The 17695-nt window shown below is 43.6% G+C and carries 16 protein-coding genes; 4 read left to right on the top strand and 12 right to left on the bottom strand.

Annotation, left to right across the window (positions count from 1 at the left end; translation table 11 throughout):
• Nucleotides 1–32: 32 nt before the first annotated feature.
• The 6 genes from LG307_RS04005 to LG307_RS03980 all read right to left on the bottom strand — a co-directional run bounded on the left by LG307_RS04005 (nt 33) and on the right by LG307_RS03980 (nt 4896).
• Complete coding sequence (locus LG307_RS04005) at nt 33–332, bottom strand: hypothetical protein (protein ID WP_404448369.1); 300 nt, start codon at nt 330–332, stop codon at nt 33–35.
• Entirely contained in the window at nt 329–940 is a 612-nt protein-coding gene (locus LG307_RS04000; protein WP_404448367.1) for a sterol desaturase family protein, read from the bottom strand. The genes LG307_RS04005 and LG307_RS04000 overlap by 4 nt, the downstream gene beginning before the upstream one ends.
• 23 nt (nt 941–963) lie before the next feature.
• Nucleotides 964–1641, bottom strand: a complete 678-nt coding sequence (locus tag LG307_RS03995; protein WP_404448366.1) for a GntR family transcriptional regulator — start codon at nt 1639–1641, stop codon at nt 964–966.
• 113 nt (nt 1642–1754) lie between these two features.
• Nucleotides 1755–2822, bottom strand: coding sequence for a carbohydrate-binding protein (locus tag LG307_RS03990; protein ID WP_404448364.1), 1068 nt, complete (start codon nt 2820–2822; stop codon nt 1755–1757).
• Between the two features lie 174 nt (nt 2823–2996).
• On the bottom strand, nt 2997–4154 hold the full coding sequence (locus LG307_RS03985; protein ID WP_404448362.1) for an ABC transporter permease: 1158 nt from the start codon (nt 4152–4154) through the stop codon (nt 2997–2999).
• On the bottom strand, nt 4144–4896 hold the full coding sequence (locus LG307_RS03980) for an ATP-binding cassette domain-containing protein (protein WP_404448360.1): 753 nt from the start codon (nt 4894–4896) through the stop codon (nt 4144–4146). Before LG307_RS03980 ends, LG307_RS03985 begins: the two co-directional genes overlap by 11 nt.
• A 189-nt stretch (nt 4897–5085) precedes the next feature.
• Between LG307_RS03980 and LG307_RS03975 the strand changes: the two genes are divergently transcribed.
• A complete protein-coding gene (locus LG307_RS03975) occupies nt 5086–5784 on the top strand; it encodes a LytR/AlgR family response regulator transcription factor (protein ID WP_404448358.1) in 699 nt (232 codons plus the stop codon).
• Between the two features lie 16 nt (nt 5785–5800).
• Nucleotides 5801–6775 (top strand): sensor histidine kinase, encoded by a 975-nt coding sequence (locus tag LG307_RS03970; RefSeq protein WP_404448356.1) that lies wholly within the window; start codon nt 5801–5803, stop codon nt 6773–6775.
• 193 nt (nt 6776–6968) lie between these two features.
• Here the strand turns inward: LG307_RS03970 and LG307_RS03965 are convergent, their stop codons facing one another.
• From LG307_RS03965 to LG307_RS03955, 3 genes are read right to left on the bottom strand one after another with little or no spacing between them, the layout of a single operon-like run.
• Nucleotides 6969–8750, bottom strand: coding sequence for a hypothetical protein (locus tag LG307_RS03965; RefSeq protein ID WP_404448354.1), 1782 nt, complete (start codon nt 8748–8750; stop codon nt 6969–6971).
• Nucleotides 8734–10761 (bottom strand): McrB family protein, encoded by a 2028-nt coding sequence (locus LG307_RS03960; RefSeq protein ID WP_404448352.1) that lies wholly within the window; start codon nt 10759–10761, stop codon nt 8734–8736. Before LG307_RS03960 ends, LG307_RS03965 begins: the two co-directional genes overlap by 17 nt.
• Nucleotides 10762–10766: 5 nt before the next feature.
• On the bottom strand, nt 10767–11843 hold the full coding sequence (locus tag LG307_RS03955) for a hypothetical protein (protein ID WP_404448350.1): 1077 nt from the start codon (nt 11841–11843) through the stop codon (nt 10767–10769).
• A gap of 151 nt (nt 11844–11994) precedes the next feature.
• On the opposite strand from LG307_RS03955, the gene LG307_RS03950 reads away from it, so the two are divergent.
• Complete coding sequence (locus tag LG307_RS03950) at nt 11995–13056, top strand: GIY-YIG nuclease family protein (RefSeq protein WP_404448348.1); 1062 nt, start codon at nt 11995–11997, stop codon at nt 13054–13056.
• On the opposite strand, the gene LG307_RS03945 is transcribed toward LG307_RS03950, so the two are convergent.
• The 3 genes from LG307_RS03945 to LG307_RS03935 all read right to left on the bottom strand — a co-directional run bounded on the left by LG307_RS03945 (nt 13053) and on the right by LG307_RS03935 (nt 15902).
• Complete coding sequence (locus tag LG307_RS03945; RefSeq protein ID WP_404450373.1) at nt 13053–13604, bottom strand: methyltransferase domain-containing protein; 552 nt, start codon at nt 13602–13604, stop codon at nt 13053–13055. The two genes, LG307_RS03950 and LG307_RS03945, sit on opposite strands and share 4 nt — an antisense overlap.
• Nucleotides 13605–13692: 88 nt before the next feature.
• Nucleotides 13693–13986 (bottom strand): antibiotic biosynthesis monooxygenase family protein, encoded by a 294-nt coding sequence (locus LG307_RS03940; protein ID WP_404448347.1) that lies wholly within the window; start codon nt 13984–13986, stop codon nt 13693–13695.
• A gap of 347 nt (nt 13987–14333) precedes the next feature.
• Entirely contained in the window at nt 14334–15902 is a 1569-nt protein-coding gene (locus LG307_RS03935; protein ID WP_404448345.1) for a DHA2 family efflux MFS transporter permease subunit, read from the bottom strand.
• A gap of 182 nt (nt 15903–16084) precedes the next feature.
• Between LG307_RS03935 and LG307_RS03930 the strand changes: the two genes are divergently transcribed.
• A complete protein-coding gene (locus LG307_RS03930; RefSeq protein WP_404448343.1) occupies nt 16085–16990 on the top strand; it encodes a TetR/AcrR family transcriptional regulator in 906 nt (301 codons plus the stop codon).
• The last annotated feature ends 705 nt before the right edge of the window (nt 16991–17695 follow it).

The following is a 17695-nucleotide window of genomic DNA, read 5'->3' as shown; positions in this document are numbered from 1 at the left end:
TTACATGCCCCCATCTTAGGCTGTGACGTTTTTTAAAATGCCTTTAAACTAGTTACTATATAAAGGTTCAGGTGCTTAATGGAATCATCTAATAATCCAATACCCTCACCTATTTCTTTCACACCTAAATTATACAGAAAAAACTTTCTATTTACCATAAAAACGTTTTCATATTTTGGACAAATTTTCTTTTGTATTGTTAATAAAGGTTTTTTCAGAATATTATAAATAAAAGAGAGTGTATTTGAGGTTCGGGTGAGGTTGAAAATATTATAGTAAGTGAGGGCAAAAAAACACCCGAAAGGAACAATCCCCCCGGGTTTTACCTTCACACTCGCTTCTCCAAATCCTTGGCTGTCTTGCTTGTTTCGACCTCTTTCTCATTTTTCAAGGTTCCAAACAGTACATCCACTAAAGGCGTGGATACCCCATACCAGAAATTTTCGTTTTTAAAGTGATGCAGTATATGCGTCTTCTTCACCCACTTCCCGAATTTCGTGCGCGGTTTGATTGGACGGTGCGCAACATAATGCTTCCACTCGTAAAGGAAGAGCATCATCATCAAGCCACTCGAAAATGCCAGTGTCAATCCCCAGCTGCCCACGATGATATAGAAGATAATGGCCAACACAGACAGATTTGGCAGGCTGTACCAAAGCGGTAAAAATAGTAGATGCAAATTATCAGGGTGTGAATGGTGATCATAATGAAGGCGCTTAAGCATTTTTAATAAAAAAGGATTTTTCGGCGGCTTCAAGTGGAACACAAATCGGTGCGTAAGATACTCGCTGAACATGAAAGTCAGCATCCCGAAAGCAAACACTGCATATTCCCCCCATGTTAACCCGCTCCAAACCTGCCACCCGATACTTCCCACAATCAGCACTAATAAAACAGTGATGTCCGGAAACAAAAAGAACTCCTTGTAATACCCCTTCATCTCGATTCTCCCCTTGTTTTGATTTATTTTACAGCCGTTTGATCCTGCCACATCTTGATGCTTTGTTCCATCATGTTGTGCACTAGTTGTTCCGCTTTGTCGCCGTCCTTTTCTAAAGTCGCTTCCATCAGCTTCAGGTAGTAGTTCTTAGAGGCATTCCGGTATGAGGAATCTGTAAAATAATAGGTTGCCAGCTTAAGATAAAGGTTACCGAAGCTATTTAGAATAAGGAGATAAATAGGATTCGGCGATGCGGCCGCAAGTCCCCGTTGGAGATGCCAGTCGTATTCGGCAAAGGAGACCGGATTGTCGGTGACGCTTTCGCTTTCTTTTAACAAAGAAATGACCTCAAGTGGTTTATGTATGACCGCTCCTTTTACATAGGAAGGGGAAAGGTTTTTTCTTAGCTCGAGAAGGTGAATGATAAACTCGTTCGGAATGCTGTCTTCTTCACTCAAAATGTGAGCGATGGTCATGAGGTTGCCCTCTTTCCAATAGTCATTCACCGTAGCACGCTGATTATGGCGGATCGTAAGCCAGCCATCACGTTCAAGACGTTGCAGAACTTCACGAATGACAGGCCGCCCCACCTCAAAAAGCGTTGCAAGTTCACGTTCTGATGGAATTTGGGTACCAGGTGAAAATTCCCCCTTGAGAACTTTTTGAATAAAAAGCTTTTCGATTTTATCGCTTGCCCTCATGATTGTTAGTTGCCTCCTTTATTTGGTTAAAAAGAAAACTGGTAATACCAAATTTATGTTTGGTATTACCAGTTTATACTCATCTCCGCTTAATATCAATAATATTCTGTCATTTAAGCATACCACTTATGCCACATTTTCTTGTTGTTGCCTCGGACAAAAGTATCAATTCTGCCCATGCCCCATGAAACGGCTGCTGGATGGGATTGTACACCACCACGAGGTGCACCAAGATTGCCCCACTCACTCCAGCGTTGTCCGTTCCAATATTTCTGCCACATGCGGTTGTCGTCACCTTTTACAAATACATCAATCCGATTTGGTGCCCATGAAGATGCGGCTGGAGCTCCTTCAAATCCTCCTCTTGGGGTACCAAGATTCTCCCAGCTGCTCCAACTTCTCCCGTCCCACCATTTGTGCCACATGCGCTCATTCAATCCTCTGACAAAGCAATCGATGCGATTCGGTCCCCATGACACTGCCCCTGGAGAACCAGTTAAGCCGCCGCGTGGGGCACCGAGATTCTCCCACTGACTCCAGCTAGAACCGTCCCACCATTTGTGCCACATATTATTGTCCATCCCTTGTACAAAGCAGTCCAAACGATTGACAGACCAAGAAGCTACAGACGGCGTTCCTTTAAAGCCACCTCGCGGGGAACCAAGGTCTTCCCACTGACTCCAACGCTGTCCATCCCACCACTTGTGCCACATACCTTCATTGGCACCGCGGGCGAACGTATCAATGCGATTTTGCCCCCAAGACACGGCTGCCGGAGAACTTCTTAATCCGCCACGTGGGGCGCCAAGGTCATTCCACCGACTCCAGCGTCTTCCGTTCCAAAACTTCTGCCACAACCGGTTGTCTTCCCCACGGACAAACGTGTCAAGACGATTGGCGGACCAGGAAGCAACAGCAGGTGCCCCCTTCATCCCAAGCAAAGGCGATCCAAGATCTTCCCACTCCCGCCAGCTTGCACGCATTTCATTGTCTTCCGTTCTGTAATACGGGTACGGGCGTGGACGAGGATGATAATATGGATAATAATATGGCGCCGGGTAATATGGATAGTAGTAAGGGTAATATGGCCTTGGACGAGGATAGACATAAATCAACCGCTCATCAGTTGGTGTATGCCGATGTGCATAAGGATTTTGGCCAAAATGTTGATAGGAATACATAAAAAAACCTCCTCTAACTAGACTTCTGCCTAATAGCCTATGCAGAAAGCTAGCTGGGAGGTGCATGTTCTATTTGATTATTAATTCGGGGATGATTTAACACATTAACGCAGTGAGGGTCAGACCCCTCTTTACTTCTTTATCACTTCACCGCACAGCGGGTCAGACCCCTTTTTAGTTCATCACCCATTTATCCTTCAAGAACATGATTCTGGCTATGATGAATGCCACGATGATGCAGATTAGGTTGCTGCCGATCATGATGGCGAGGTGTTCGTAGTTGATGATGCCGAAGCTGAGTTCTTTGAGTACGGTGAATATGTTCATGATAGGAATGGCAAAGTGTTCGAATGATAGTTCATTGATTCCGATTCCCGAGATGATCATGATCGGGAATACCGCAATCATCATGATTGGTGTGCTGTAACTCTGTGATTCTTTTACCGTTTTGCCCATGATGCTTGTAATCATTTGGAAAGTTGCCATAAACATCGCATAAACAACTGAGACTAAAATGGCAAATCCAACAATCAAGTAAACATTTTCACCAAACGAAATGGCACTTTTCATATTTTCCGTTAAGAAGGTAATTTCCAACGCCACCACAATCAACGTGACAATACCAGTTAGTGCACCAATCGTTGAGATGGTCAGCCACTTGGCAAGTAACAAAGTCATGCGGTTTACTGGTGTCATCAATAACGCTTCCATCGTTTTTTTCTCTTTTTCTCCAGCAAACAAATCAGAGGCGGATGGGCCTGCTCCAATTCCAATCGCTAAAGCTAAAATTAACGGTACAAGCATGGCAACCATGTTCACACCTGCTGTTTCCTCTGTCAGTTCCTTCTGCTCAATCGTAAATGGTTGAACAAGATCCTGAGGGGTACCTTGTGCTTCTAGTCGATCTGCAATAACCAGTTTTTCATAGGCTCCCAGAACACTAGTGACCTGGCTCATTAACATAGAAGAGTTTTGACTAAAAGAATTTCCTACAAGCGTGACAACCGCGGCTTCTCCGTTCTCCACTTTTCCAAAAAATCCGCTCTCCATCATCAACGCAGCCTGTGCTTCTCCTTCTTCCAATGCCACTTCTGGATTTGCACTTTTCACAAACTCAATATTCTCTATCCCAGCAAACAACGCTTCTTCCTCTGCACCAAATGCTTCATTCACAGCTAGGGTATAAGTTTCCCCTTCCCCATCTGACAGCATGCTTTCATAAAACAACACAAGTCCTGTCATCATCACAATCGGCAATAAAACCGTCAATAAAAGTGTACGTCTGTCCCGGAATGAATCTTTCATTTCTTTAAAGTATATTTTACGAAGCATAATGTTCGTTCCCCCTTACCAATTTACTCATGAAGATATAGTTAAGATCTCGAGAACCTTCAGATTTATATAAAGCTTCCAAAGAGCCATGGTGGACGAGCTCGCCTTTATGCATCATCGCCACCGTATCGCACAACAGACTGACTTCTTCCATGATGTGACTGGAGAAAATGATGGTTTTCCCGTCACGCTTCAGCTGATGGACCAACTGGCGAAATACGTTAGAGGATGTGATGTCCAAGCCGGTTGTCGGCTCATCAAACAAGATGATATCCGGGTTATGGATCAACGTGCGTGCTATTGCCACCTTTTGACGCATCCCTTTCGAAAAGCCGCCGACCTTGCGATTCAAGTAATCCTTCATCCCGAACATTTTAGCCAATTCTTCAATCCGAACCTTAGTCTCGTGCTTGCTCATTCCGTATAGAGCCGCAAAGTACTCCAGGTTCTCGCGGGCAGTCAGTCGGTCATATAATCCCGTCTCTCCTCCGAAAAGTACCCCGATTTTTCTTTTGATAGAATCGGAATTCTTAACCGTATCAAAACCCGCCACACTGATCGACCCTTCTGTCGGAGTTAATAACGTTGCAATGGATCTTAACAACGTCGTCTTTCCGGCACCGTTTTCCCCTAGCAAACCGACTACCTGGCCTTTATTCACCGTAAATGTCACATGTTTGAGCGCTGTCACATAAACCTTTTTATCTTGAAATTTCTTTGTCACTTGATTAATTTCGATCATGTTTCTTTCACCCCATCTGTTTGATTTCTTGTTTTCATCATACAAATTATTTAGTTATGAATCTCTAGTTCTGTCGTGAATATTCCGTTTGATGTCGCGAAAATGACTATTCCACCCTTTTTGATGGTAAAATAAAGATAATTACCATGAAAATGGGATGTACCAATAACAACAAGGTGAGGGAATACAATGAGGGTTGGTCTTGTAGATGACAGATACATTGATTTGGATAAACTCAATGGCATTGTGGCAGGTATACCAAATATGGAGATTGTCTTCTCCACTCAATCTGCCGAAGAAGCCTATGAACATATAAAAAAAGAAGACGTGGACCTTTTGATTGCAGACATTGAGATGCCAAACCTCTCTGGCTATGAGCTTGCAGACATCATTCACTCGCACGCATTGAATATTTCGGTCATCTTTGTTACAGGCACAAGCGGCTATGCCGTACATGCCTTTGAACTAAACGTTCACGACTATATCATGAAGCCCTACCCAAAAGACCGTCTTGTAAAAAGCATTGAAAGACTTCTGGAGAAATCCAAGTCTGCCGAAATCGCGGGCCGGCTTTATCTCAAGCAAAAAAACGACATCCATATTGTTCAAAAAAAGGACATCGTTTTTATTGAAAGGTCTGGCCGCTCTACCACTATCTATACAAAAAGCGGGCCCATCAAAACCTACCAGACGTTAAATGAACTAGAAGGAGAACTGCGCGAACGAGATTTTCTACGCTCCCACCGTTCCTTCATCATTAACATCCATCATGTAAAAAACTTCTCCCTCTATGCGAAGAACTCTTACATTGTCTCTTTTGAAGGGATGGAAGAACAAGCGATGATTACAAAAGATAAAGTAGACTTTCTGCAAGAGAACTATTTCTAAAAAGGATTGATTGGGATTGAAAACTTCCTCCGTTTACTATGGTGCGCTAGGGGCGCTCTTATTTTTACATATACACGCACTTTTAGGCCAGTGGGTTCCCTTCTATATAAGCCTAATAGTTGCCGCGGCACTCGCGTTTTATTTTCATAGAAAAGTAGCAGCACAGATTGAAAGTTTAGGTTGGAAGGTCAATAGTGTGCTCGGAATGGCACAACTGCTGGTCGTGATAGTTGCTCTAACAGCTCCTCTACCAACAGGGGTGTCTTTTGCACCAATATTAATATTTGTTGCTGGGGAATATGTTAGGTTAACGACTGCTCGCCATTTTACTAGATTAAATCGGGACCTCGCTCAACACGAAGAGCAACGAATTCATATCAATGAAACGTTCCGAATTGTCCGAAGCGAGCGTCATGATTTTCTCAAGCACGTATCAGCCGTCCACTTCATGCTGGAGGACCGTAAGGCAGAAGAGGCTAAATTGTATCTCGATAATCTAGTGGAAAACTACGAAGAAACAAACTATTCCATTAGAGGAGAGCGCGGGGTGGTCGCTGGCGTTCTTCATCAAATGTACCGACGTGGAAAAGCTTCAGGAATCAGTATGGTATATGATCTGGATCTGCCTTTGTCTACATTGCCGATTAGCGACCAAAAGATTGTAGCACTACTCGGGAATCTATTGAGCAACAGCTTAGATGCTTGCGAGGAATGGCAGCGCGAACGCGGCGAACAAGCAATGTTGACGTTACAGTTCTATAAACGCAGCGGTCTGTATATGTTAGTATGCAAAAATAACACCTTGCCTGTACCGGTGGATGTACTGGACTCCCTGTTCGCTACTTATGGACATACAACTAAGGGTGGCGAGCACGAAGGATTGGGGACGAAAATAATAAAGGATATTGTGGAAGATCACCAGGGATTCTTGGATTTTGTGTGTAAAGTCGAAGAATTCACCGTGAAAATCAAAGTACCTGCGATAAGGTAGCTGTTAAGGTTAAGTTGTTGACGGGGCAATTGGATTTATCCACTATAAGCGGGGATATATCCATTGTAAAAACGATATATCCATTATAAAAATCATTTATCCATTGTAAATCTAATATATCCATATTAGCACTAGCGCCCTTAACAAAAAACAAAGCTCCCAAAACGAGGAGCTTTGCCGCTACATTCATGCCCTACTCTATCCCTTCCTCCTCCGCCTCCAAAAGCATTTCCGCCACAAGCCACCTTAGTGTCTCTTGGAAAACGGTCTGATCCTCGGCAGGCGTCAGTGGGACAAAGCTGATACTTTTGCCGTCCAGCTCCTCCACTTCAAGCCCACCGTGTTTTTCCGGATAAAGCACAAGCACCTGATGAACCGGGCGATACTTCTGCCAACGCTTTTTCCCATAAATATAAGGAGATCTCACATTATCGGCATAGCTTGTCAGCTGCCTCATTGAATCTGTCAGCGCATGACGCTTCCGATACTTCATGTCAATCATAATGGTGCCAACATAAATTTCTCTCACAAACAAATCCATCCGTACATCCGGGTTATTATTTGTGCCGGTTGTGTAGACAGGTACCGTCCATTTATCTGTCGCTTCCGGATTACCGGGAATCGTTCCGTCATAGGTAATATGCAGGGAAACTTCCCCAAATTGGTACTTAATCATGTTATCTTTTGCGACTGGCTTGGCAGTTATTTCGAAGCTGCTTCCCCCAACTTTCCACTCATCATGCAAGGACAGCGATTGATCATGACCTCCCCTGTCCCGCTCACCAAACACATCCACCACCTGCAGCCAACCCCAAATCTCGTACAACTGATCAGTCCGTTTCCATTGCTGCCCAAGCCCTGTATGCACAGGAATTTCGTCTCCATCAAGAGCCTGATCAATCTGATAAAGCTTTCGGTACCGCACGTCCACAAACATGACTTTCGGTACCGCAAGTGCCTTTCTGTAGGACACCTCCTGATACCAGTGACTGGATTTGACAAGGTTTAACGCACCACTCATCCGCATCGCTTTTCCGCGATATTCCTTTAGTTCCTCTACTAGGCGCCGCTTTCTCTCCAAAGGAAGGGAGATGGCAAACGAATAGTCCTTGCGATTGGATAACCCTTTAATGGTGGTGTCCATACAAGCCACAAATTCATGCAATAATCGATTCCACTTTTCTAAAATTGCCTTTAACATCTGGTTTTCCGGCAAGTCATACTCTATTCGTTTTTGCACCGATTTCACCAGATTCATCGTATCAGGCCGCTTCAGCCTATGCTGGATTGACACAACGTCCACATGCGCCGGCATTTCAGCAGGCTGCATATGGTATTCCTTCGCAACCGACGACCTCACCTTTTGGGCAAGGTCCGAAACAATCGCATAAATATCAGTGAAATAATGCTGCAACACCTGATATTGGCGGAACAACTTGGGGTCAATCCGCAGTGCCGCTAAACTCTTCGGACTATGTTGTTTGCGTATGACATCAAGCGCAACACCTTTTAATTTCCCTTCCACTTCAGAGCGCATCGTGGCAAGCTGATCATCAAACAACCTGTTGGAAATGACCTTCACGAGCGTGTAAAACGTCCTCCCATCCGACGTTTCCACCCTCAAACTATACAAGCCGGGAATATACGGATAATAATTATCGGAAGTAGAGTGCCTGAAAAGCGTTACATGACCATTGCAGCCAAGATAATTTTCCTCTGACTCCTGATCAACCAGTAACCTGTCATCCCTAAGCCCGTCAAAACCATCCATATAACATCTTGCACCGTGATCCTCACATCGAAAGCGCAGCTCAAGATTCACATTCTCCCGAATTTCCGTGTAGACATGTACGGTTTCATCCCAGTCAGAGAGATGCTCGACAAAGCTTTGGACCTCAGAGTCCTCCCGGAATCCATTTTGAAAAACATGTGTAAAAATGACCGAAAAAGGCTGCGTGCTACATGGTGTATCCATTATATTTCAGCTCTTTCACTTTTTGTTTGATGACATTTCTGCTTTCCTTGAAGATGGAAACACTTGTGTAGCGGTCAAATAACCGAATAAATAAACTGCCTTCCACGGTATCCTTCTCACGATTATAGCGTCCAAGCAACTCCCTAAGCTGATCTTCTGACCCTCTTACCTTCGTTAAAACTCTCTGCACGACTTGGAGGTCAAAGGCATCCTCGCGTAAAATATAGTTCTGCACCGGAAGATTGCCCAAATATTGATCAATCTGTTTCACAATCCGCGGACCCACTCCGACCTGCTTGTTCACATTTTGCATCATTTTATGAACCTCCCACAATAATGCAAGTTCATCATCAAGAAGGCTTAAACTTCTATTTTTATATTGAAAAGATTCAAAGGTGTCATAATCGACTTCATCAGCCCGTGCGACCATCCCTTTTTTCTTTTCAGGAAGCTGTTTCATCTCACTGAACGGCATCACATCCAGAGACAACACATTCGCACGATCCAACACTTTATCGGAAAAATGATAGGTCGATTCATCCATATTGACGGTGCCGACAAACAGGACATTTTCACGAATCACGATGGTCGGCGGATACTGTGCCGAATTGTACAGCCTGCTCTCCAAATCATCGTTATACAACCTCAGCACACGTTTCCCATGATCCATTTCCATAATCGATAAGAATTGAGAAAAATAATGTTCCACCCGTGCCAAGTTCATTTCATCAAAGCAAATGATATACAATTTGTCTTTGTCATCTTCCGCTTTTCTAAGTGCATTGATCAGCCCGGAATCCCCAGGACGGTACACCATATTCAACGTGTCCGCATAGCCGATCAGGTCTGAATCGGACGTCCAGGACGGACTTACCGGTATGACTGTAAGCTGCTCCCCTTTTAGCCCAAGTGACTGACTATACAATTCCACCAGCTTCGTTTTCCCCGTTCCACTCATACCGGACAAGATCACAAGGGACGATGACTTCATGGAAGTGTGAAAATTGATTAGATTCTCTTTGCGATAAATAAGTCCCGCGTCTTGGGTGTGGCTGTAGAGTAGCTCCAAAAACTCCTGTTCCTTTTCGTTTCCTTTTGGAGCAGGTGCAACGCTATCGCTTGTTGGCTTTTCCATAACGGAAACAGCAACTTCCTGCCTGCTGTGCTCAAGTTCTGGTGAGGTTTGATTCTCACTAGAAACTGCCCCGCTTCCCGTCACTTGAGGTGAATTTTCTCGTTCAGACACATCAGCCATCTCCACCGCCTCTTGCGCTTCTAAACGATGTAATAACTTCTGGTAAATCCCAATCGGCAAAAATGCAACATTTGGACTTTCATCGGTAAGGTAACATTCATCCAGCCAATCTTCTTCCAAATCAAGCCTTTTTAGCGCATCACGTAATTCAAAGTTAAATCCTCCATGTGCATACTGATGTTTCTCGAACACACCATACACGGTAAACTCCTCGTCCTCATTCGTTTCTTTTCTCCAAAGCACAATCGGCGGGGTGTCATTGGCTTCATGCGACACTTCCGCAATGCGGCCGACAAATTTCTTCTCCATAAGCCTTGAGATGAATTCCCCCTGCTCCATCCCATTTATTTTTTTGCTAAAAATAGGAACAGGAATCAGCTTTAAGTCCTTTTCATAGCTTGGAAGCTTCGGCATCACACGCACGCCGAACATGTTATACACTTCCTCGTGATTATAACGGATACGTTTTTCCACCTTGAAAATTAACAACCGATCATCAAGCCATTCCCTCAGCTTTTCTTTTCGGATAAATTCTGGCTGCGAATAGTCATCCTCAAATCCCCATTTCTCCAGATCCGAGTAAAAACCTGTCACCGCTTTGACATTCGGAAAGCTTTCGGCTGGCTGTGAAATGATTCGGACAAAAAACTGGAGACTATCCTGCTTATTTATTAAAATGGAGTCCCTATAGAGTAGCTCACTCTGATCCACATCTGCCAGCACACCAACTAAGTCATTCTCCCAAACCTTATTCATCTCTCTCAACCTTTCTCTATATAACGTTTCAATGTCGGGAAATCGCTAAACTCTTTTATACTTTTTTGTACCGTTCGTTTAATTTTTCGTCTCATCTGCGGTGGAACAAGATACGTCATTATCCAAACCTCATCGCATTTTTCAAGCAAATCAGACTCCAGCGCTTCTGGTACATCCTTCAATTCCAACACACGAAAAGTGTGTTTTACTGAATTTTCTGTTAATTTATTCTTCGGATCCCCCACCAAGACAATTTCCTTTGTATTCGTTGCAGCAGGTTGTTTTTCATCCGGCTTCGCTGCTGTTGCGGCAACTTCTTGTTGTTGAAGAAGTAACATCGCGTTTAAGTGAGAAATTTCCCCCTTCAACTTTGCCACTTCTTCCTTCAGCACGTCGTTTTCCTCAGCGGTTTTCTTGTTATTTTCTACCGTCTCCCTATGTTGCGCCCGTTCTGTTCCAAGTTCCTGCTGCAGCTTAAGCTTTTCGCTCCATGCTGTCTGTTTCTCTTCCTTAGATTGCTGTTTTAACTGCGAGTACTTTTTTTCCCACTCCCCTATTTTTGCACGCAAATCCTTGTTCTTGTCTTCAGATTTATTCCATTTTTTCTCCCACTCTGTTGTGGAGGCGGATTCTGCTACTACAGGTGAAGCTTCTTCTTCCTTTTGTTCTTTTCTATCTATCAGACTACTTAAATCATCCACCTTATATTTTTCTAAAAGCGACTCTTCAAGCTCCAAAGCAAGCTGCTCAAACTTCTCCTCTTCACTTGCATATAAGCCACCAAGGATCAGATGCAGTTCTTTGCCTTCTTCATATAATTCTATCAACGCATCTAACGTAATTTCTTCCCCTTTATCAGCCGGTTCATCTGATTCATCATCGTTTATCGTGTAATAGGCTTTAATCATTTTTAGATTTCGCGGCTTCAAAGCCTCTGTGATGACCATGGCCCTCGCTTGTCTTATATTTTCCTGATTTATTTGACGGAAGCCTTTTACCTGAATCGACCAAAAGTCCGCTAATTCCACCAATTCCAAATCCGGAATCGTACTAAATACCTTTTTCCATGTTTCTCTGCTCAATGGAATGACCCCCTCTTATTTCTTGTGAGTTTCTTATTATATTTGGTACTCTATTAAGTAATGACACTTCTAATTCTACATGAACACACACGTTTTTGTAAGGTTTAGAAAATTTAAACATAGAACTATCTTCCTAGAGAGGTGATCAGTCATGAGTCTTTTACAAAAAATAAAAGAATTACCCGCTACACCAGGCGTTTATCTCATGAAAGACTCCGCCGGCCAAGTCATCTATGTCGGAAAATCAAAACGTCTTCGCCAACGCGTTCAATCCTATTTCCGAGAGTCATCCGCTCACTCCAATAAAGTCCGGAAGCTCGTCAAACACATCCATAACCTAGAAATCATCGAAACAGACACAGAATTTGAAGCCTTACTGCTCGAATGGCAGCTCATCCAAGAAATCCGTCCGCAATACAACCGCCAAATGAAAACACCAGAAGCCTTCCTCTATCTAACAATCCGTAAAGTCGGCAAGCTCTACCGTCTCCGCCCATCCACCCAACCATTACGAGGCGGAGATGCCTGGAGCTTTGGACCCTATACAAGCAGGAAAACAGTCAGCTTTGCGATCCGCGGATTGAAGGATGTGTACCGCCTAGACTGCTCCAACCCTGCCATCAACGGTTCTCCCTGCCTCAACTATTCCCTTGGCCTTTGCCGCGGCATCTGTCTCGGCGGCAAAGCGGTCCGTGAATACAATGCCATTGTGGAACAGCTGATAGCCTTGCTTAATGGGGAAAGTGCAAAGTTGCTGGAAGACATGCAGCGGGAGATGGGGCAGCTTGCGGCTGACTTAGATTTTGAGCGTGCAGCAAACTACCGCAACTGCATTCAATCCTTGCAGGCTCTTTTACAAAAAGAAGACGTGATGAATTTTACCGAGGGAAACCATGTAATGGTGGTGGTCGAAAGACTGGATGAAGAAAGGGTAAAATGCTTTGTAATCAAGAGGACGGATGTGCTGTTCAGTGAGGTATATAAAGGTGAAGATGGAATAACGAGGAAAGTCCGGCAAGATATCGAAGCAGCGCTTTCTCATGGATTGTCTGATACCGTCCCTGCCGAACCCTGTGAAGTCAGCCGCTTTGAAATTGATAAAGCGCAAATCATCTATAGTTATTTGCGCAGCGGGAAATGTAAGTATAAAATGGTCGGTCGTGAGGATCTAGATGGGCTGGATGCTGTGATTTCTGATGTTTTCTCTCGCTAACTTCCTGATATTGCGAGTTCATACACCAAAAATCGTTCATTCGCATTTTTCTCATAGCCCTCAAGCTGCACCTCTAGCTTGAGGGTAAACATCGAATGATTTTCTAAAAAAAACACATAATCCGGAGCTGGATAATAAAGGACAATTTCAACAGGACGGTACCATCGCTCCATAGAGTAAAGAATATTATCCACCACTCTCCGGAAGATATCCACCGTAAACGGGTTAAAAAAATAAAATACATTCGCAGTTTCAGGTATCTCATATTCTTCCGCCAAGCACCGTTCAAACTCAATATCCTGTCTTCCCTTACCTTTATAGGCGGTCAAATTCCGCAAACAAGCCTCGTAAAATGTTTCATTCATTTCAATTCCGGTTACCCTAGGCCCAAACTGATGCGCTAAGTAAAAATTCAACCTGCCTTTTCCACAACCAAAGTCAACCACGTGGTCACAGGAGTCTACCATATATACTTCAAACAGCCGGTCCAACGCTTCATATGGAGTCGGCTCATAGCGATGATAGGTAAAAGAGCGGTGAATTCCCATCTGTATATCAGACGTCTTGATGTTAAGTTTTTGATCATAATTTACTGGAGATTTTCCTTTATCTTTCAGTTTTACCACCCCTTCCGATTTATTTTACCAAGCGAAAATGCTCCATATAAATATCAGGTTTGAAATAATGGTCCATTTTCTTAACCCATTCCTTAAATAAATCAGATCCCACAAAGCCTTTCATATGGTCATCAAGCGTTTCCCACTCCACTTGCACCATATATTTCCCGTCTGTCTCGATGCATTTATGTAAAGTGTGAGCAATATAGCCTTTAGAAAGAGCGATTGTTTGTCCGGCTACTACTGCAAAATCTTTTTCAAAATCAGTTTCCATTCCTTCATTTATATTAAAAAATGCAACTTCCGTTATCATAATTTTACCTTCCTCTCACTATAAAAAGATTCAATGTAGCTAAAACACGTCTCCTCCTTCCATTATGCTTAAAAAACACTAAAATTAACATCCAGATAAGTAGCAACGTCTATTTTATTTGTCCACTCCTGGAATTTATAAGCCAAGTTTTCGATTTATTGTCCAACTTTTGATTTTATAAGCCAACTTTTGATTTTATAAGCCACTTTTCCTCATTTAAATGCCATTCGACAAAAAACGCATTAATCGACATGCACAAATATGTACACCCTGGCCCACCTGCCTAACCCCAAACAAAAAAAAGCCGCCCCCACCCAAAAGGCAGAAGCGGACTTCCCACACAACATTTAATTATTCCCTACCAGTTCCGTTTTCACCTTGCGCTCACCAGCGCTTGCCAGCTCGCCCATTGGCTCCGGCTCATCTGAATCCACAAGGTCCTCCGCCTGTGTCGCCCGCTTAATAAAGAAAGACAACACGAGTGCAACCACCGCAATAAACGTCGACACGAAAAAGGCAAAATTGATTCCTTCCAACATTCCTTGCATCATGACTTGCTGTTGGACACCAGCAATGGCTTCAGTGGATGGGTTCGCACCCAACGCTGCCATTGCATCACCTGAAAGCTCGCGGCCAACACTTTCTGCCCGTGTAGACATCAGCGTCACAAGCAATGCCGTTCCAATTGCACCGGATACCTGCTGTAACGTGTTGTTCATCGCGGTACCGTGCGGGTAGAAGCGTGTTGGCAGCTGATTCAACCCGTTCGTGGAAACCGGCATGAATACCATCGACATCCCAAACATACGAACAGTATACAAGATCAACAGTTGCGTATAGGTCGTTTCAAATGTCAATTGACTAAAAAAGTACGTCGTTACGACCGTAATCGTCAAACCAGTAATCGCGAGCGCGCGTCCACCGTACTTGTCAAACAACTTCCCGGTAATCGGAGACATCAACGCCATCACAATTGCACCCGGTAACATCAGTAATCCTGCATCCAATGGGGAAATCCCACGGATTGTCTGCACATAGATCGGCAACAAAATCATCCCGGAGAACATGGCCATCGTGATAACCATGGAGATTGCAGATGATAAAGCGAACATCGGATACCGAAAGATTCGGAAGTTCAGCATCGGTTTATCTTTTCGAAGCTGACGTAAAATAAACCAAACTAACGTAAACATACCAATTGCAATGGTTCCGTAAACAAGCGGGCTATCCCATCCTTTGGAACCCGCAGAACTAAATCCATACAATAATCCACCGAAACCGACACTCGACAAGACGACCGAAACTTGGTCCAAACGAATATCCTGCTTTTCTTTTCTATCCTTTAATAGAAAAACACCTAATAACAAGACGGCAACCGCGATTGGAGAAACAAAATGGAAAAGCATTCTCCAATCATAATGTTCAATTAACCAACCGGAAAGCGTAGGCCCAATGGCCGGTGCCCCCATCATGATAAGGCCGAATACCCCCATCGCAGTCCCGCGTTTTTCAATCGGGAAGCTGACCAGCATAACATTCATCAGGAGCGGCATTAAAATGGCCGACCCTGAAGCCTGCATCATTCTTCCTGCTAAAAGAATCCAGAAAACCGGTGCAAAACCGGCGATAACCGTCCCAACGGCAAAAAGACCCATTGCGACGATGAACAAATTCCGGACAGAATACTTTTGAATAAGGAAAGCTGTGGTTGGAATCAATACCCCGTTGACCAACATGAAGCCTGTTGTCAGCCATTGTACCGTCGATGGCCCCACTTCAAGTTCCGTCATAATGGACGGCAGGGCAATATTCAATAATGTATTATTTAAAAAAGCAATAAACGCGCCGATCATTAAAATGGCCAAAATACCATATGGCGGACGGTTTGAAATTTTGTTTGGTGCTGATTGCTGCATTCTTTCTCCTCCATTTATACTAACAGTACATTTTTTATACTACTATTACATCTACACCAATTTTATACCATCAGTTCATATTTATCAATCTTGAAAACTTTGCTAATTTGCTATTTGTGTTAAAAAATATTTTGGTGTACTATTATTTTTGTACCGTCAGTCTACTTAAATTAGGTGATAAAATGAAAGATCGGAAACTGCATGTTCTCACATGTGCTCATAAACTTTTTATAGAAAAAGGCTTTCAAGCCACTTCTATTCAAGACATTCTGGACGAGAGCGGGATCGCCAAAGGAACCTTGTATAATTATTTTTCTTCCAAAAACGAACTTTTAATAGCCTTGTTCAAAACTTTATACAAAAAAATGGAAAAAGAACGGAACGACCTCCTGATCGGTCAAGACCCTTCAGACATTAATATCTTCATTAAACAATTTGTACTGCAGATGGAGACAAATCGGGCGAATAAATTAATATCGCTATTTGAGGAAGTAATCTTCATAAATGATTCGGAGTTAAAGGATTTCATCCAAAAGAGCCAGCTAAGAATGCTCAGGTGGGTGCACCAACGATTCTTGGAGATTTTCGGAGAGGGAAAACGAGAATACCTGTGGGATTGTGCCATCATGTACCTCGGAATCCTGAATCACGGCATCAGATACTACACGATGACCCACGATAAGAAGCTGGATATTCATAAAGTTGTCCAGTACAGCGTCAATCGCTTGGTGAAAATAGTGGAGGATGTAGCGGAGTCAGGTGAGGTACTGGTTGAAGCGGAGTCGATGGCCCGCTGGGTGCCGCAAGAAGGAGAACATGAATGGACTCTGCCACATGCTATTGCCCATGCAGTGAGCGACTTGAAGAAGAATCTTTCTGGTGGGGCTGATTATAAGCGGGTAGCCGAGTTGTTGGAATTTATTCAACAGGAGTTAAGCGGGAAAACCGGCATTGCACCTAGGCGTTTCCTTGTGGAGAGTGCGATGGATAGCCTTAGGAAGGACAGTGTTTTTAGCTCTGAGGGCGGTAAGGAATGGATAAAGCTTCAGGAGCTTGTGGATCAATTCTTTTTTTCGGGAGAGAAATGACATAATAATTGGCTTGACCTCATATGCTTACATCTTGTTCAGGCTCGACTATATCTTGCGTGTCATAGCACCATTATGACACGCGTTTTTTTTACGTATCATTGTGTTGTGCGCCATTTGAACGTATTTTTCTTCTTGGTTTCCTTTTCGCGCTCCATTGGACCACTATGCAACACGTTTTCCCCTCTCGCTTTCCTTTTCGCGCTCCATTGAACCACTATGCAACACGTTCTTCCCTCTCGCTTTCCTTTTCGCGTTCCATTGAACCTCTATGCAACACGTTTTTCCCTCTCGCTTTCCTTTTCGCGTTCCATTGGACCACTATGCAACACGTTTTCCCCTCTCGCTTTCCTTTTCGCGCTCCATTGGACCACTATGCAACACGTTTTCCCCTCTCGCTTTCCTTTTGGCGTTCCATTCCTAAAACATACACAAAATGTGCCTCTTCATCCTCCAAAACCCCAACTCCCCGCCTCCCTTTCAGTACTTTTGTTACATTCCAAAGGTTATTTTCGATATTACACCCCACTTTTCACCTTTTCAGATAGTTCTTTAGACCCGTCCAAAACACCATTTGTCAGCACAGCCAAACAGCCTTTACAATTCAATTAACTTCGCAACACGAATTACTCACGATCATTTTTTTACCCCACATCTAAGACGTTTCTTAACATCGACAGACAATCGGATCTCATTTCAGGAGGT

The organism is Sutcliffiella horikoshii (genome assembly GCF_044809035.1).
Lineage (GTDB): Bacteria > Bacillota > Bacilli > Bacillales > Bacillaceae_I > Sutcliffiella_A > Sutcliffiella_A horikoshii_G.
The sequence above is the reverse complement of the archived record's forward strand: the minus strand, read 5'-3'. Positions and strand labels throughout refer to the sequence as shown.

Coding starts and splice junctions, on each gene's coding strand:
- LG307_RS04000 (WP_404448367.1), bottom strand. CDS start 940: ATGAAGGGGTATTACAAGGAGTTCTTTTTGTTTCCGGACATCACTGTT.
- LG307_RS03995 (WP_404448366.1), bottom strand. CDS start 1,641: ATGAGGGCAAGCGATAAAATCGAAAAGCTTTTTATTCAAAAAGTTCTC.
- LG307_RS03990 (WP_404448364.1), bottom strand. CDS start 2,822: ATGTATTCCTATCAACATTTTGGCCAAAATCCTTATGCACATCGGCAT.
- LG307_RS03985 (WP_404448362.1), bottom strand. CDS start 4,154: ATGCTTCGTAAAATATACTTTAAAGAAATGAAAGATTCATTCCGGGAC.
- LG307_RS03980 (WP_404448360.1), bottom strand. CDS start 4,896: ATGATCGAAATTAATCAAGTGACAAAGAAATTTCAAGATAAAAAGGTT.
- LG307_RS03975 (WP_404448358.1), top strand. CDS start 5,086: ATGAGGGTTGGTCTTGTAGATGACAGATACATTGATTTGGATAAACTC.
- LG307_RS03965 (WP_404448354.1), bottom strand. CDS start 8,750: ATGGATACACCATGTAGCACGCAGCCTTTTTCGGTCATTTTTACACAT.
- LG307_RS03960 (WP_404448352.1), bottom strand. CDS start 10,761: ATGAATAAGGTTTGGGAGAATGACTTAGTTGGTGTGCTGGCAGATGTG.
- LG307_RS03950 (WP_404448348.1), top strand. CDS start 11,995: ATGAGTCTTTTACAAAAAATAAAAGAATTACCCGCTACACCAGGCGTT.
- LG307_RS03945 (WP_404450373.1), bottom strand. CDS start 13,604: ATGGGAATTCACCGCTCTTTTACCTATCATCGCTATGAGCCGACTCCA.
- LG307_RS03940 (WP_404448347.1), bottom strand. CDS start 13,986: ATGATAACGGAAGTTGCATTTTTTAATATAAATGAAGGAATGGAAACT.
- LG307_RS03935 (WP_404448345.1), bottom strand. CDS start 15,902: ATGCAGCAATCAGCACCAAACAAAATTTCAAACCGTCCGCCATATGGT.
- LG307_RS03930 (WP_404448343.1), top strand. CDS start 16,085: ATGAAAGATCGGAAACTGCATGTTCTCACATGTGCTCATAAACTTTTT.